The following is a 15974-nucleotide window of genomic DNA, read 5'->3' on the forward strand; positions in this document are numbered from 1 at the left end:
AAAGTGCTTAGTAGATTGTGTTTAGCAATCTACTAAGCGGTTATAGATTCTGCAATCTGTACATCATTGACCAAAAATTAATAAAACTAGCGCTTTCCGCCTCGGCCTTTACTCGTAACTTTACTAAAAGCGCGTTTCTTCGCCCGCTGTTTTTCAGCTGAACGACTATTTTTACGGTTGGCAGGAATTTCACGGGTTAAATCTGGCTCATAGCCTTTTAGCCACTGCTGAGGCAACCGATCTCCCATTAACACTTCTATCTCTTCTAGCAAATATTCTTCGCCCATACTCATCAGAGTAATCGCTAAGCCCAATTGCCCTGCTCGGCCAGTACGACCAATTCGGTGAACATAATCATCAGCGATATAAGGCAAGTCAAAGTTGATCACCACATTTAATTGCGCAATATCCAAACCTCGCGCAGCAACATCGGTCGCCACCAATACTCGTACTTCACCGGCTTTAAATTGAGCTAATCCGCGTTCACGGGCACCTTGCGATTTATCGCCATGAATTGCAACCGTTTTCAAACCGTCTTTACACATTTCTTTAGCCAGTTCATCGGCGCCTTGCTTGGTACGACTGAACACCAACACTTGCCGCCAATTTTTACTACCAATTAAATGCGATACCAATTCGCGCTTACGCTCTGGGTCAACCAAATAGACTTTTTGTTCTACGGTTACCGCTGCACTATGGCTAGCATCAACCGCAATTCGCTTTGGCTGATTCATAAAGCTTTTAGCTAATTTAAATACCGAATCATTAAACGATGCAGAAAACAGCATGGTTTGCCGTAGCTTCGGCAACTGGCGAATAATTTTTTGGATCTCATCGTTAAAACCCATATCGAGCATTCGATCGGCTTCATCTAAAACAAAATATGACAAATGGCGAATATTAATTGCTTTTTTAAATACCAAATCTAACAAACGTCCCGGCGTTGCAACCAGTACATCAGCACCATCTTTAAGTGCTTTTAATTGCGGCGTTAAGCTGACCCCACCATAAGCCAGCTGACAATTTAAGCCAGTGTGCTCACCATATTTCACAAAGCTGGCATGCACCTGCTGCGCTAATTCACGGGTCGGCGTTAGTACCAACGCTTTAATTTGAGGGGTTGGCTTTTGCGCTGGATAAAAGTCATCTGACTCGGCTTCAACTTCAAACCCAGCGCTAACTTCAACTGCTAGCGCATCACGACGCGTCAGCAAACCTTGCAAAATCGGCAGTGCAAAAGCAGCCGTTTTACCTGTGCCAGTTTGCGCACCGGCCATTAGGTCATAGCCTGCCAGCACTTCTGGGATGGCTTGTTGCTGAACCGGTGTCGGCTCAAGGTAGTTCAGTTCTGCCAAAGCTTTTAACAGGGAGGCATCGAGGGCAAGGGATTGAAAACTCATCAGGAGGTACTGGCGCTAATATTCTAAAGAGGGGCAGTTTAGCACGATGACGCACTACAACTGAGTTTTCAGACAGATAGTCTGATCAGTTATCTAGCCTTGGTGGAGTTGTGGTTGGCAGCAGTTTTGTTTTAACGCATGCTAGGCCCACATATCGTTCTTTTCTTATGCCACGTTCTTTTCTTATGCTAGGCACGTTCTTTTCTTATGTCAGGCATAATTTATTTTATCCAGCACAACTAAAGATTAATTATTTTAATTTTCCCGAGGAAAATTTATTTTATATAACTCTCAATAAAACATATTCACCTATAGACCTTTAAGAAAAAGTGTGCAGAAGAAAAATGTATCAAGCACAATTTATTTTATATGACTCGCAACAAATTACACCCACTTATAGATCTTTAAATAATCGATCCGAACCTGAACCACTGACCAAAAACTGTTTTAATTTAAGTGCACACTTCCTCAGCGAGGCCAAACAACCCATGCTTTTCTTATGCGCTTTTCTTATGCCACGCTTTTCTTATGCCACACGCTTTTCTTATGCCAGGCATAATTTATTTTATCCAGCACAACCAAGGATTAATTATTTTAATTTTACCGAGGAAAATTTATTTTATATAACTTGCAATAAAACATATTCACTTATGGATCTTTAATAAAAAGTGTGCAGAGGAAAAATGTATGAGAGATTATATGCCAGGCATAAATATTTTTATGTAACTTACGGCAGATTCATTTTAATCATACAGCGAATCCGAGTTAGTACCACTCACCCAACGTTGCTTAATATTCTTGGCATGCGTTCGCAAAGCGGACAAGCTGCCGATGGCTCGGTGAAAATGATTACCACCAGGTCTCATGGTTGTGATCCAAACGGTTTCATCTATTTTCAATCGCTGAATAATCGGTGGTAATGAGCAATCCATTGATGACCTACCTTCTCTGACAATTTTTGCTGTGGCGTTGACCAACTGTAAGTAATCTGGATAAGAAAAAGGAATATTTTCTTTCAGCTCATCCTTGCTCTTGAAAGGTTTTAGCTTAGGTTTGACTGACGGCTTATCTGGTGATGATTTCTTGTGTTTCTTTGAATTCCGGTCAATTCTCTGCTTGATTGAGGTAAATTCAGATGTTTCTGGCGTACCCGCAATACCGGCTCGCAAGGGGTTTAAATCAACATAAGCCATACAGGTTAAGATTGCTTGCTGATCCAACAATGCTTGGACTTTAAATCGCCCTTCCCAAAAATGACCTGTGCATTTATCTTCTTTATTAATTCTTCGTGCAATCGGTTCATTTAAGCTACGCATAAACCAACTAATGTCAGTTAATCTTTGCCGATATTCTTCCACAAAACTTTCAACGTAATTCACTTCATCTGCTAATAAATTTTCTCCGTCCAAATAGCGCTGAACCATTTCAGGGCCTTTATAGACCTTGCACCACCGGCGTAGCACCTGATCTCCCGACCAACTATTGGCTTTTTCCAGATTGACACACAATACCAAATGGTAATGATTACTCATGATCGCGTAACTGGCTATTTCAATTGAAAATGCATCAGCCAACAGCGCCAACCGATCAACAATCCATTGCTGCCGATACTGATAATCTTCTCCTGTATCGGGGTCAACCCCACACAACCACGCTTTTCTACATACCCTATTGATGCAGTGGAACCATCGACAATACTCTGTATTCATAATTGTACGACGTGGCCCAACCCGAGCAATCTCAACCGTATCTTTATACGATTCGTTGGTTAAGCTTTGCTGGTTTGGATTAGAAGCATCAGATTGATTCGACATAGCACTACAGACCTTCGCTATTTACTTGAATCAAATAGAATATATAAAGAAACTGGCGTTGCAAAATCAAACGTATTAATCAGATTAGAGAACCATTAATAAATTTATGCCTGGCATTCATTGTTGGCACTACAGACCTTCGCTATTCACTTGAATCAAATAGAATATATAAAGAAACTGCCGTTGAAAAATCAAACGTATTAATCAGATTAGAGAACCATTAATAAATTTATGCCTGGCATTTATTGTCGCTTGAATCAAATAGAATATATAAAGAAACTGCCGTTGAAAAATCAAACGTATTAATCAGATTAGAGAACCATTAATAAATTTATGCCTGGCATTTATTGTCGAACCGATCAACAATCCATTGCTGCCGATACTGATAATCTTCACCTGTATCGGGATCAACCCCACACAGCCACGCTTTTCTACATACCCTATTAATACAGTGGAACCAACGACAATACTCTGTATTCATAATTGCACGGCGGGGCCCAACCCGAGCAATCTCGACCATATCTTTATATGATTCGTCGGTTAAGCTTTGCTGGTTTGGATTAGAAGCATCAGATTGATTTGACATAGCACTACAGACCTTCGCTATTCATTTGAATCAAACAGAATATATAAGAAGATCGCCGTTGAAAAATCAAACATATTAATCAAAACAGTGGGTGATTAATTTATTTATGCCCGGCACTTATTGTTCATATGGCACTTATTGTTCGTTTTTCACTATCTCATTCCACCAGTTGTTGAGTACGCCATTCACAAAGTAGCTGAATGTATTCATCGATATTGGTAAATCATCCGATGCCCAACTAGCACCAAGAGTGTGAACCGCTAAAGATAAACAGCCCTTTTCAGCTAAACCTTCCGCTGCACTGTATTGCTCAGGTGGTCTGCAAAGTGGTGCTGGGAACGGTGTACCTGCATGTAAAGCTATAGAACGATATTTATACACTTTATTGAGGATCGATCTGAACCCTTTTTTACTCCAATTCACTCGTGCAAATTCAGTAGGTCGTTCCTTTGGAGAAACAGGCAAAAATTCGAGACAGAACTTAATAAACTTATTCGTTGCTCCCAAAGTGGGAGCAATATCTTCTGCAATTGCTTCTAATAGTCCTTCACCACCTTTCGAAAGGATAAGTTTAGAAAGCTCTGGCTTTGACTTCCTCATTTTTTCAGTAGGAGATAAGTCTTGCATTGACCATTCATTTGCTGCTGTTTCGATAGCTGATACCAACATTAACCATGCTAATTCTGGTTCACTCTCTGCCATCCAGATTGCATCTTGATATTGTCTTGCAGCTCGTACCAATGAAGTAAATTGCGAAGACGTTACATTTTTTAAATTTTGTATGTCTTTAAGTGATTCGATATTTACAGTTTTTACCACTCCTGGAAGGATAGGCTTTCTTTCTTTGAAAAATATTTCAGGTCTTTTCTTACAGGAAGCTCTAGGGGTACCTAATGGATCATCGCTATAACTACCGAAGAGACGCACATTTTCTCCAGCTTTTAATCTTATACCTAAACGCAGTGATGCTAACGCTGCTATTTCATCGGTAGCCCATCCACCATGGTAGTTAGAATAATCTGTTTTTACTTCATATGTTCCTTGACCATCAATAAACCATGCCAAACGCAACATGATCGATTCATTTATAACACCTGGCTCATTTACATGAGAGGTTAGGTTTAAAAATTGATATGGTCCGGTGTCGTCATTTACATTACCTGTTATATGAGCATCACTAAATAGTGGAAATTCCGAAATTTGATTGGGCTGCATATTTTTATCAAATTCGATCATATTCCAATATGAAAGAATGCTAGATTTGTCTTCTTCTTTCAAGGATACACTCCGATGGTGATTTGGTAGCTAACGCTTAATAGTATGCATGCTCAATATGCCGGTTAGTCAGTAGACCAGTCCACCCACAATAGATTGAAATTCAATTAGTTTTTCTTTGTCCAGCTAATCTCGGCTACAAAACCGCGCATTACCAAGGTACTACTGAGTTAAAACGCGCACAAAGAATCTACAAAGATCCAGAGACACTGTTCATACATACAGCATTTGAGTGCAATGCATCTAATCGCAATTGATACAATTGGTTTTATCTATTGCTGCCTGATATGAAAGAGCGTATTTAAATCTACTCGTATAAAAATATATTAACGCTAGCCCACTGAAAACCAATACTTACATTTTATATTTACCGTTTTACATTTACAAGTCAGGGCTTATGAATTAAATAGCATCAACTTAAGCAATAAACATTTTAATTAAAAAGATTTTAGTTTTAATTTATGACTTCCGAGTTGCCATCCCTAGCGTCTGGATTCCGGCATCCATGCTCGGAATGACGGGTTCGGAGCACGCCGCTGGGCTCATCATCCTGCCAGAAATGCATCAGCCTACTCGCTATCAGCAACAAGCATTCCCCCAAACAACCCCACAAAAAACTCCGGGCAGCTAGGGAAGTACCAATGCACATAACTGGCAACCAGCTTTTTTTGTTTCCACACCGGGTCAGTTTTTCTACCACGAAGTGAGACGGGCTGTTGCCATACCGGCAAGTCGGTTTCGGTCTTTGAATAATGAAAAGTATGGCCACGAGGTATTTGGCCATCATCGCTCATTAACGCTGGTAAACTAACCATACCTAACGCCGCTAGCTTGGGCTGCATCGCTACTTTTCCATCGAGAATTCCACACAAATTTTCTGTTCGGGCAGCGATATTATCTGTTGCCAATGTGGTGAGTGATTGCATTAAATAAATCATGCCACCACATTCTGCTAGCGCCGGTTTTTCTGCATCGATATGTTGCTTAATTTGTTGGATTAATGCTTGATTAGCCGCCAATGGCTCAATATTCAGCTCCGGGTAACCACCCGGTAAATAGAGCGCATTACACTCAGGTAAAGCATCGCCATCAATCGGTGCAAAGAAAACTAATTCTGCACCCTGCTGGCGAAGAAAATCTAAATTCGCCTGATAAATAAAGCTAAATGATTTATCACGGGCGATTGCAATGACTTTGCCGGTTAGCGCTGGCGTAGATTGAACGTTTGTGACTAATTCTGGCGCTGGTAATGCTTGAGGAAAGGTAAAATCAACTGCCGCTGGTAGTGGAATTTGCTGGCCTTGCTCAGTAAAACTTTGGCTAATTAATTCAGCGGCATGATTTAATCGATCATTTAAATCGGTCAGTTCTTGCGCTTGCACCAAACCTAAATGCCGTTCTGGCAGTTCAATTTTCTGGTCTTTAGCCAGCCAACCACAAAATGCCAAATGCTTGGGTAAGGCTTCTTCTAGCATTTGCGCATGATTAGCCGAGCCCACCCGGTTAGCCACCACGCCAAACATTTTAATGTCATCACGGTAACTGGCCAAACCATGGGCGATTGCACCAAACGTTTGCGCCATGGCTTTGGCATCAATCACTGCCAATACCGGAATATTAAAAATTGCCGCGATATCGGCGCTTGAGCAAGGGCCGTCAAACATGCCCATCACACCTTCAATTAATATCAGGTCTGATTCTACTGCGGCTTGCGCTAATAACTGCCGGCAATGGGCTAATGCAATCTCTGACTGATCACCGGCCATCCATAAATCGAGTTGATAAACTGGCGCACCAGAAGCGAACTCTAAAAAACATGGGTCGATAAAATCTGGCCCGGTTTTAAATACCCGAACTTTTTTACCTTGATTTCGGAAGTAACGTGCTAATGCGGCAACTACGGTAGTTTTACCGCTACCAGAAGATGGCGCAGCAACGACTAAGGCGGGACATGAATTTGCAGCAAACGGAGGGATATTAATATTGTCAGGCATGGATGGTTTCAACCTTGGTAGGTTTGATGAGCGCCAGCGTAATCAGACACAAAACAGCTCAGTGTCTGATTGCGCCTTCGGCTTATCAAACCTACATCATACGAATTATTGACCGCAATGCTTTAAATATGCCTGATGATGCAACCACGCAAAGCCGGTTTGAAATGCCACTTCGTGGAATTTCTTTAAACCAACATCTTTTAAATCAACAAACATCGGTGTTTTTTTCAATTGCTCTTTCATTAAGCTGGTTGGCATAACATCAACATTTAAATCAGCAATTAATTGAATCGCTGCTTCCATTTTAAAGCCAACCGCACCACCAGCAAATTTGCCACCTTTTGGTCGCTCACGAATCACCACATGTTCAATGCTGTAATCTTGCATTAACTTGGCAAAAGCAAACTGAAATGCATTCATGCTTTCGGAGTCATCAGGCGATTTCAAAGTGATTTTTGACTGGCGACAGTCATGCACTTCAAACAGTCCTTCATCAGTTAAGGTCATCATGCATAACACGGCATCACTGCCTTTCAGGTCTACGCTACATGCTTTCATTTTTTACGATCCAGTTGGGAGTGCTGATTAACATTGGCGCAGAATACACGCCTTTTCAGTGAGTTACTCACCTTCAGTAACCCGAGCCTTGCGACAAGCATGGCTGAAGGTCGGATCATACAGCTTTGAGTCGTTAAAATCCTGCATATCCAGCACTTTAGAGACAATGATCATCGCAGTTGCTTTGATACCTGCCTGCTCCATTTGATCACCGATAGTCGCCAATGTGCCACGCAAAATTCGCTGCTCTGGATGCGACGCCTTCTCGACCACCGCTACCGGCCAGTTTTCTGGATAAACATCTAGCAATTCACGCACCACCTTACGAATCAAGCTGGCACTAAGAAACAAGCACAAAGTCGCTTCATGGCTGGCCAATGATTTAAGGTTTTCTTTATCTGGAACCGGTGTTCTGCCAGAAGCACGAGAGAGAATAATCGTCTGGCATTTTTCCGGCAAAGTCAGCTCTTGGCCTAATGCCGCAGCCGATGCCTGAAAAGAAGAAACACCTGGAATAACCTGCCAATCAATGCCCAGTTGATCCAGACGGCGCGACTGTTCTGCCAGCGATGAGTAAATCGATAAATCACCGGTTTGTACTCGCGCCACATCTTGATTATTAGCAAATGCAGTTTGATAAACCTCGGTAATTTGGTCTAAATCCATATCGGCTGAATTATAGATTTTGGCATCATCACGCGCCCGCTCAATAACCGCTTTCGGCACCAAGCTTCCGGCGTACATGACTACCGGACAACGCTCAACCAATTTCGCGCCCTTAACCGTAATCAAATCCGGGTCACCCGGGCCTGCACCAATAAAATAAACTGTCATAATTAAATCGCTACCATTCAAATTCGAAAAAACTAACCCGCTAATGCCGCACCACGTTTTTGCCCATCACGAACCGCACCATCATCAAGCTGATATTTTTTGCCATAACCGCGTGGGGTAACAATCCAGTTATCCAGCATATAGCTACTGCTATTACCAACAATCACCGCAGCATTCATGCCAAATTCTAAATCGGTGAATTGGTCCAACCGACTAATTTGAATTAATTGCTCATCTCGATAGGCTGCATTAACGATGGCTACTGGCGTATCGGCAGCTCGGTGTTGTAATAAAATATTCTGTGCCTGAACAATTTGCTGGGTACGTTTTTTCGAGCGCGGATTATAAAAAGTAATCGCAAAATCTGCGCTGGCCGCAGCGGCAATTCTTTTTTCAATCACTTGCCATGGCGTTAATAAATCAGACAGTGAAATAGTACAGCTGTCATGCCCTAAAGGCGCACCCACTAATGAGGCACAAGCATTTGCCGCAGTAATTCCGGGAATAATTTCAATTTCAGGCTGCTGGGATGTATCAAGCTTTTGCTCACTGAGCAATTCAAATACCAAGGGTGCCATGGCGTACATGCCCGCATCACCAGAACAAACTAGTGCAACATAATCACCAGCTTTTGCCCGCTCCAATGCAGCAGCAGCTCTATCCCATTCGCGGGTCATGCCACTTTGAATCACTTCTTGCTCACTTTCCAACAAGTGTTCAATTAGCTGAATATACGTTTTATATCCGGCAATCACATTGGCTTTAATAATAGTTTCTATTGCGGCGGGAGTAATCAACTGACTAGAGCCCGGGCCAAGCCCAACCAATGAAAGCTTTCCTTTTAACACTTGAGTCATAATATTTATTCCTTAACTGCCTATTCCTTAACTGCCAGCTCAGATGACTCGGCTTTAATCCGAATTAAACCTTCATCTATTTGCTTTTCTATTACTGCGTGTAATTCAGGTAAATCTAACATGCAGAACTTTTTATTGACGATTTGTTTATTGACGACCTGTTTATTAACTGTTTGCTTGCTTTCAACCGGCTCAGCAATCACCACATCAAAATGATCATCCAATCTAGCTTTAATTGATACCAAATCTTTTTCAAAATGATTACCAGAAACTAATAACATAGGAATCAACCGCAGTGTTGGCTTACTCTCAGCTTCCGGCAGTTTTCTATGTTTACAAAAACTGTTCATTTGCTGAATTAAACTATCTGCGAGCAATTCAAAGGGGTAAGCACCTTCTAAAGAACAACAGAAATTACCCGGATTCAACTGCCGCAGTAGATTATCGCAATAATTTTGCGACTGATAACCGGGGTTATCTAATGATGGCGAGCCATGTTGAATATATAAATTCAATGGTTGTGCGGTAAAGCGCTGGTCTAATGCCGATAAAATATTGCTGGCTGAACCGGTTTTTTGCAAAATGGCTGGCGTCGCTTGAATGTTAGCTAAAGAGAATTGATTAAAACCATCAACCATTTTATTAAGCTGTAAATGTTCATCGGTTGGGAATAAGTAGCAAGAAACCACTAGAATTCTCTGGTGCCCTTCTGCATCTAAATTAGCCAGCACTTGTGGCAAGGTATGGAAAGTTTGCTGCTGCGCCAGTTTCTTAATCACCATCCGTGAACTAACGGCCAATTCAATATGGCAGTTCGGATAACGAAGACTAATTTCATTTTTAAGCGCAATAAAACGCGCCATTTCTATCACTGAGCCAAAGCAACTCAATACGATGGCAGTACCTTTTTTGTAGTGACGCAAACGTTTCATAAAAACTTCCCTGTAGATTTGATAAGCCAGAGGCGAAATCAGACATTCGGTAATGACCAAATGTCTGATTTCGCCTCTGGCTTATCAAACCTACATTAATTCTGGAGACTGAATATCAATATGGTGTTGCTCGGCAATCAGCGTTTTTACTGGCTGATGATCTGCCAATGCCTGGAATAATTCGCGCCATTGATCTTCGGTAAACAAGTCAATGCTTTTAAGCCATAAGCCATTATTCACTGGTGTTTCATCTGTCGTTAAACGTTCGTAAATCACCATAGCAATTTTATTGCGGCAACTTCCGGCACACTGGCTACGGCTGATTTTAATTCGCTGCTTGCCTTTATTCAGACCCATTTGCTTTAGCAATGATCGCAACTGGTGCGCTAATTGTTCACTGCCTTCTTGCTGACAGCGCTTGCCATCACATAATAACAAGTGATGACGGTGATAAAGCATGGGGCGATTCAGATCGACATGCCTAGCTGAATGTTTAGCTGCACATTTTGTACCCACTGTGTCAGCGTTTGTATTTGCTGTTGTATTAGATGTGTGTTTTTTACTTGCTGGCCAACTACCATCTGGCTTAAGCCAGTTTTTAAAACCATGTTTTAACAGCGGCGTGGTAAACGGAATACGAACACAGGCTAATGTCATATTAAAACCGTCTTGTAAAAACTTAGTTTTACCGACTAACAGTTGATTATGATCGGCTTTTTTTAATGCTGCGGCTTCAGCGACCGATGCAACGCCGGTAATTTTTTTGACATATTCTGAAGGGTTTTCGATACCTTCAATATCAGCCAATTCAGCAGGCTCAAAACAATCAAACCGCCACTGGTTTTGTTGCGCCAGCTGTAAAATACCCGGCTCTTTAGCTTTTAATTGAATACTAGCCAAACTAGAAATCGAGCTTTTAGCCAGATTATTTTCAGCTAAAAATTTTTCTATCCCTGCTTCTAATGTTGAAATCGGCGTGTTTTTATCGCAACCAATCCCCAGCACTAACGACTTTGGCCGCCAAACCACGGTTTTTTCTGGATAGCATAAATCTTCGATATGCTGCTGGTCGCTAATCACCACTAAACCCGCAAGCTCACTTTGCTGCAGTTTCGATAGTTGGTTATAACAACCAATATGCAATGGCATTTTCTTTTTAAATTTCCACCACTCTGTTTCACCAGCAGCTTGTACCACTACCACTGGTTGCTGGTTAACCACCGCAGCAGAAACTGGAGTAATTGCAGATTCAAAAGCCGGGTCTAATTGCCAACCAAACGGTGCACCTAGCATATCTATCGATAACGTTTCAGAGCTATCTGAAGCCGTAGTTAACACCGGGGTTGCTTGCAATATTTCGCTTACTCGCAGCGCCATGGCATTGGCACCACCGCGATGACCGCTTAATAAGGGAATAACAAAACGCGCTTGTTCATCGAGGCAAATGACAGCTGGATCGGTTTTCTTATCGGATCGGCTATCTGCAACTAACGGCGCAATACTTCGATTAATAATCCCGGCAGAAAAAATACAAATATGCTGATGATACTGATAAAAATTTTCAGTCAATTGCGACTTCACCGGTAAATCAAATACCTGACAATTTTCCGGCAATGTCACTTCACATTGTGGGTCATCCAATAAAGCATTAGCTGCCTTTAAACTGACGAATAGTGAAACACCTGCTAAAGATTGCTGCAGTTTAATCGCCTGAACAATGGCATTTTTAGTGATGCAATAGATCGCTGTCTTTTGCAGCAACTGGCTCTGCATCATGCGGCCTCTTCACAGCGTGTTTTTTCGAGCACTAACGAAGCATCTACCGACTGGTTCGATGGGCAGATTTTTCCATGGCGCAACACACCGCGGCGGGATCTAATTGATAACTGCACCATTGAGAAATATCTATGGCCTTTCGGTACATCGCGTAAATCGTGATAGACCTGTTGTTTGTCGGTAGTGGCATTACAAACATAACTAGCACAATCCAGCATATTCAGGCTTTCTAACAGCTCGATTAACTGGGGAATAATCCGACCTGCCTTGATCAACATAATAGTATCGAATTCTTCGATTAATCGCGGCAAACAATCTAAGCCCCAAGTCGCAGGCACGACACAGAAGCGTTCTTGGCCATCAGCTAACGGAATAGCGGTTTGCGCAGGAATCGCGGTAATCGAAGTAATACCTGGTACAATCACAGGTTTTAATTCAGGTAAAATATCTTGCAGCTCTTCTTGAATATAAGCCCAAGTAGAAAACACTGACGGATCGCCCTCGGTAATAAATGCAACATTTTTACCTTGGGTGATTCGCTCAGCAATTTTTCTTGCTGCAGACTGCCAAGCAGGCACAGTAACGGAAGCATCACGAGTCATTGGAAAATGTAAGAACAGCTTCTCACCGGGCATATCTTGTGGATTTAAAGCACCGGTGACGATTTCCCAAGCAAAAGAATCTGCCTCACCAGCAGTTTTCTCTGGGATCGCAATGCTATCGACTTCAGATAATAATCGAGCCGCTTTCAGAGTTAATAATTCACTATCACCGGTGCCAACACCGATGGCATAAAGCGTTCCGAAACTAGATTTAATATCAGACATTGTCTACTTCCTTGCTAAAGCTGAACAGGTGGATTGGGTTTTCCGCTTGATATCGTATGTAATGCGCTAAAGGTGCTGAATAGGAAACATTAATTAACTGCACTTGCGGCTGAATATTTTGTTTTTTAGCCCATTGAAACAATTCACTGACTGAATCGAGCGTTACCGCCGTCGCAATAATCACACCGTCATCTAGCAGTCGCTGCCAACAGACATCTAAAATTCTGTTCATGGCACCTCGACTACCACCAATAAATACCGCGTTAGGTCGAGGTAAATTTATTAATGCATCCGGAGCCATGCCTTTAATTAGTTGAAGATTATCGGTGGCGTGGGCCAAACGATTCGCCTCAATGCCCTCATAACATTGCGAGTTAGCTTCTATAGAAAACACTTCGCCTTGCCAAGCTTGCTTAGCCGCTTCTATGCCGACAGAACCAGAGCCTGCGCCGACATCCCAGATACAATGTTCTGGCTGAATCTGCATTTCTGTCAAAGCCAAATGACGCACTGAGCGATTAGTGATCAGACCTTTTTTTGGCATGCGCTTGGCAAATTGATCGTCCTGGGCATATTGCCCTTGACCGGACCATTTCTTTTGTTTTGATGAATTTCTTTTAGCAATTACAATATTTAATCCAGAAAAATCACTTTCAACACTCGCTAATTGACCAACAGAAAAAGAGTCAACTTGCTCAGATTGTCCACCAAGGTTTTGGCAAACAGTAAGCTGCCAATCGGCCTGATTAAATTGTAATAAGTGCCTAGCAATAATTTGTGGGGTATTTTTAGTATCAGTTAAAATCGCAAACAGATCGTTTTGCTGCATTCTGCTAACTAATACTTTCAATGGCCTGCCATGTAATGAAATAGCACGGCAATTTTGCCAAGGTAGCACCAACCGGCTGCAGGCCAACTGCATTGAACTGGGTGATGGAATGACTTTTAACTGACCGGGGAATAATTGGTCCAGCTTATCGCCAATGCCAAAAAATAAAGGGTCGCCCGATGCTAAAACGGCTATGTCGCCTTCTTCTGCTTCATCAATTAATTGATCTAGCCAGACTTTATAACCATCATCCATTAACAGTTTTTTGCCATTAAACTGGGGAAACCATTGCATTAGCCGTGAATGACCTGCCAATACTCGAGCACTGCAAGCGGCATTGACCGCTTTACTGCTCAAGCTGTTACAGCCATCTTCAGGTACACCAATTAACGTAATAAGCGCCATAATCAGACTGCTTCTGTTAATAACGCATGAATACTGGAAACCACGAGCGGGCTACCACCCTTGCGACCATGGCTGGTTATAAATTCCAGCGATGAATGAGCTAAAGCTTCTTTAGCGGTATCGGCTTTAACAAAACCGACTGGAATTCCAATTACCAACGCGGGTTTTGCTTCACCTGCTTCAGCCATCCGCAAGATTTCATATAGCGCGGTGGGTGCATTTCCAATCGCTACAATCGCCCCATCTAATAAGCCAAGATCGCGCGCATGGCGCATCGACCAAATCGCACGGGTTTCACCGGTTTGTTTGGCTTTAGCAATTACTTGTGGATCGCTAATAAAACAATGGGCACGGTTACGATAAACCGATAACCGCTGCTGACTTAAACCACTGGTAATCATCGTCACATCAGAAATAATCGGCGCGCCATTTTTAAGTGCTCCAATACCTGCTTGAGTCGCATTCTCGCTGAACTGATACAGCTTGGCGAATTCAAAGTCACCACTGGTATGAATCGCTCGGCGCACCACATTCCACTGCTGTGGATCAAATGTATGGCCGCCATGTAAGCTATCGATCTCATGATCGATAATGGCAAAGGAATTATTCTCAATTTTTCGACCATCTCGGGTCATTTGCTGCATTTTATCCATTGGGTAATTCCTTTTATTGGCGGTATAAATTTTAAGAACAATCACTGCTCGCAATAAGTTGACCTTCAAAATCAACCAGATAAAATTCAATCGGTAATTGCTGGTCAATATAAGCAGATGCATGCTGCTTAGCCTGTTTGCATAACAGATCAAGATAGCCATCCAGCGGCTGCTGAAAATATATTTGTAGTAAATGCCTGCCAGTATTTGCCGCGGCTATTTTCTGTGAAAATGAGTGCTGGGAGCCAATTTCATTGGCTAATTTTGACAGTAAGTTAAAATCAATTTTTTCACCAGAAACATGAGTCATCAAATGGCCTGCAACCATTTTACAAAGCTTGCCAACCATCACCACTATTGAGACTTGCTCGGCCTGATAACGCCTTGCCGAACGCAGTCCGACCCCGACAAAATCACCTGCCTGTATGAATGACATGCCTGATAATTCGGGGAATATTGTTTTAGCGGCTTTTTCTGTTCGGCTACCGGTGGTTAACACCAAATGCCGAGTTTGATTGGTGGTAGCAACCTGAATGGCTTGTCGCACCGATGAAGCAAAAGCCGATGTTGAATAGGGTTTAACAGTTCCCCGAGTACCCAAAATCGAAATACCACCAATTAAGCCCAGTCGCTCAGCAATAGTTTGTTTAGCCAGTTCAACGCCATTTGGCACGCGAATTTCTACCGATAAACCTAAGTATTTTTTATCAATGGTTGCTGGTCTTAAATGCCATTCTTTTTCGACCATCTGCAAAATATTTTTTCTAGGCACTGGGTTAATTGCCGCCATACCGACCGGTAATTCCAGACCCGGCAAGGTCACTTTAGCAACCCCTTCACCGCCATCAATACGAATACCTGCTTGCTGCGAATAGGTAACTAATGACTGAATTTCTGCGCCATGGGTACAATCAGGATCGTCGCCGGCATCTTTAATAATACCAGCCAGCACGCCATTTTCAGCTTGCTGCAAACGGACTAATTTAAAAGTGGCTTGCTCACCAATCGGCAAGGTAATCGTAATCTGCTCAATCTGATTGCCGGTTAATAAATAATGAGCTGCTGCCCGGCTGGCCGCCGCGGCACATGCGCCGGTAGTAAAACCACTACGCAATTCAGCTGAATTTTTAGACCGTTTAATTTTGGCCGATGATTTTTTAATAACCGTGCCTTGTTTAACATTCGGACTAGCGTCAGGACTAATGTCGGAAGGTAGACTAGTTTGCTCTGTCAT

Annotated in this window: 14 protein-coding genes; all 14 read right to left on the reverse strand. The window is 42.4% G+C overall.

All coding sequences use genetic code 11. The annotated features are described in order from the left end of the window. Nucleotides 1–86 precede the first annotated feature (86 nt). Nucleotides 87–1400 (reverse strand): DEAD/DEAH box helicase, encoded by a 1314-nt coding sequence (locus DC094_RS04350; protein WP_116685839.1) that lies wholly within the window; start codon nucleotides 1398–1400, stop codon nucleotides 87–89. Nucleotides 1401–2143: 743 nt separating this feature from the next. After that, nucleotides 2144–3214 carry a transposase gene (locus DC094_RS04360; protein WP_116685841.1) on the reverse strand — a complete coding sequence of 357 codons (1071 nt, stop codon included), beginning with the start codon at nucleotides 3212–3214 and terminating at the stop codon, nucleotides 2144–2146. Between the two features lie 331 nt (nucleotides 3215–3545). Beyond that, the gene (locus tag DC094_RS04365; RefSeq protein WP_116685842.1) at nucleotides 3546–3800 is read right to left on the reverse strand and encodes a hypothetical protein; all 255 of its coding nucleotides are present in this window, start codon (nucleotides 3798–3800) and stop codon (nucleotides 3546–3548) included. Between the two features lie 135 nt (nucleotides 3801–3935). Beyond that, the gene (locus tag DC094_RS04370) at nucleotides 3936–5078 is read right to left on the reverse strand and encodes a hypothetical protein (RefSeq protein ID WP_116685843.1); all 1143 of its coding nucleotides are present in this window, start codon (nucleotides 5076–5078) and stop codon (nucleotides 3936–3938) included. A gap of 566 nt (nucleotides 5079–5644) precedes the next feature. Next, nucleotides 5645–7069 (reverse strand): cobyrinic acid a,c-diamide synthase CobB, encoded by a 1425-nt coding sequence (locus DC094_RS04375; RefSeq protein WP_116685844.1) that lies wholly within the window; start codon nucleotides 7067–7069, stop codon nucleotides 5645–5647. A gap of 105 nt (nucleotides 7070–7174) precedes the next feature. Further along, nucleotides 7175–7627 (reverse strand): DUF3010 family protein, encoded by a 453-nt coding sequence (locus DC094_RS04380; RefSeq protein WP_116685845.1) that lies wholly within the window; start codon nucleotides 7625–7627, stop codon nucleotides 7175–7177. A 63-nt stretch (nucleotides 7628–7690) separates the two neighbouring features. Further along, the gene (gene cobM / locus DC094_RS04385) at nucleotides 7691–8461 is read right to left on the reverse strand and encodes a precorrin-4 C(11)-methyltransferase (RefSeq protein ID WP_116686205.1); all 771 of its coding nucleotides are present in this window, start codon (nucleotides 8459–8461) and stop codon (nucleotides 7691–7693) included. Between the two features lie 32 nt (nucleotides 8462–8493). Then, nucleotides 8494–9318 (reverse strand): precorrin-3B C(17)-methyltransferase, encoded by an 825-nt coding sequence (gene cobJ / locus DC094_RS04390; RefSeq protein ID WP_116685846.1) that lies wholly within the window; start codon nucleotides 9316–9318, stop codon nucleotides 8494–8496. Between the two features lie 20 nt (nucleotides 9319–9338). Then, the gene (locus tag DC094_RS04395) at nucleotides 9339–10250 is read right to left on the reverse strand and encodes a sirohydrochlorin cobaltochelatase (RefSeq protein WP_116685847.1); all 912 of its coding nucleotides are present in this window, start codon (nucleotides 10248–10250) and stop codon (nucleotides 9339–9341) included. A gap of 90 nt (nucleotides 10251–10340) precedes the next feature. Then, nucleotides 10341–12026, reverse strand: coding sequence for a cobalamin biosynthesis protein (locus DC094_RS04400; RefSeq protein WP_116685848.1), 1686 nt, complete (start codon nucleotides 12024–12026; stop codon nucleotides 10341–10343). Further along, nucleotides 12023–12853 carry a precorrin-2 C(20)-methyltransferase gene (gene cobI / locus DC094_RS04405; RefSeq protein WP_116685849.1) on the reverse strand — a complete coding sequence of 277 codons (831 nt, stop codon included), beginning with the start codon at nucleotides 12851–12853 and terminating at the stop codon, nucleotides 12023–12025. Before cobI ends, DC094_RS04400 begins: the two co-directional genes overlap by 4 nt. Then, nucleotides 12846–14087, reverse strand: coding sequence for a precorrin-6y C5,15-methyltransferase (decarboxylating) subunit CbiE (gene cbiE, locus DC094_RS04410; protein WP_116685850.1), 1242 nt, complete (start codon nucleotides 14085–14087; stop codon nucleotides 12846–12848). Before cbiE ends, cobI begins: the two co-directional genes overlap by 8 nt. Nucleotides 14088–14089: 2 nt before the next feature. Next, on the reverse strand, nucleotides 14090–14740 hold the full coding sequence (locus DC094_RS04415; protein WP_116685851.1) for a precorrin-8X methylmutase: 651 nt from the start codon (nucleotides 14738–14740) through the stop codon (nucleotides 14090–14092). Nucleotides 14741–14771: 31 nt separating this feature from the next. Beyond that, nucleotides 14772–15974 carry a cobalt-precorrin-5B (C(1))-methyltransferase gene (locus DC094_RS04420; protein ID WP_116685852.1) on the reverse strand — a complete coding sequence of 401 codons (1203 nt, stop codon included), beginning with the start codon at nucleotides 15972–15974 and terminating at the stop codon, nucleotides 14772–14774.

Source organism: Pelagibaculum spongiae, from assembly GCF_003097315.1.
Lineage (GTDB): Bacteria > Pseudomonadota > Gammaproteobacteria > Enterobacterales > Pelagibaculaceae > Pelagibaculum > Pelagibaculum spongiae.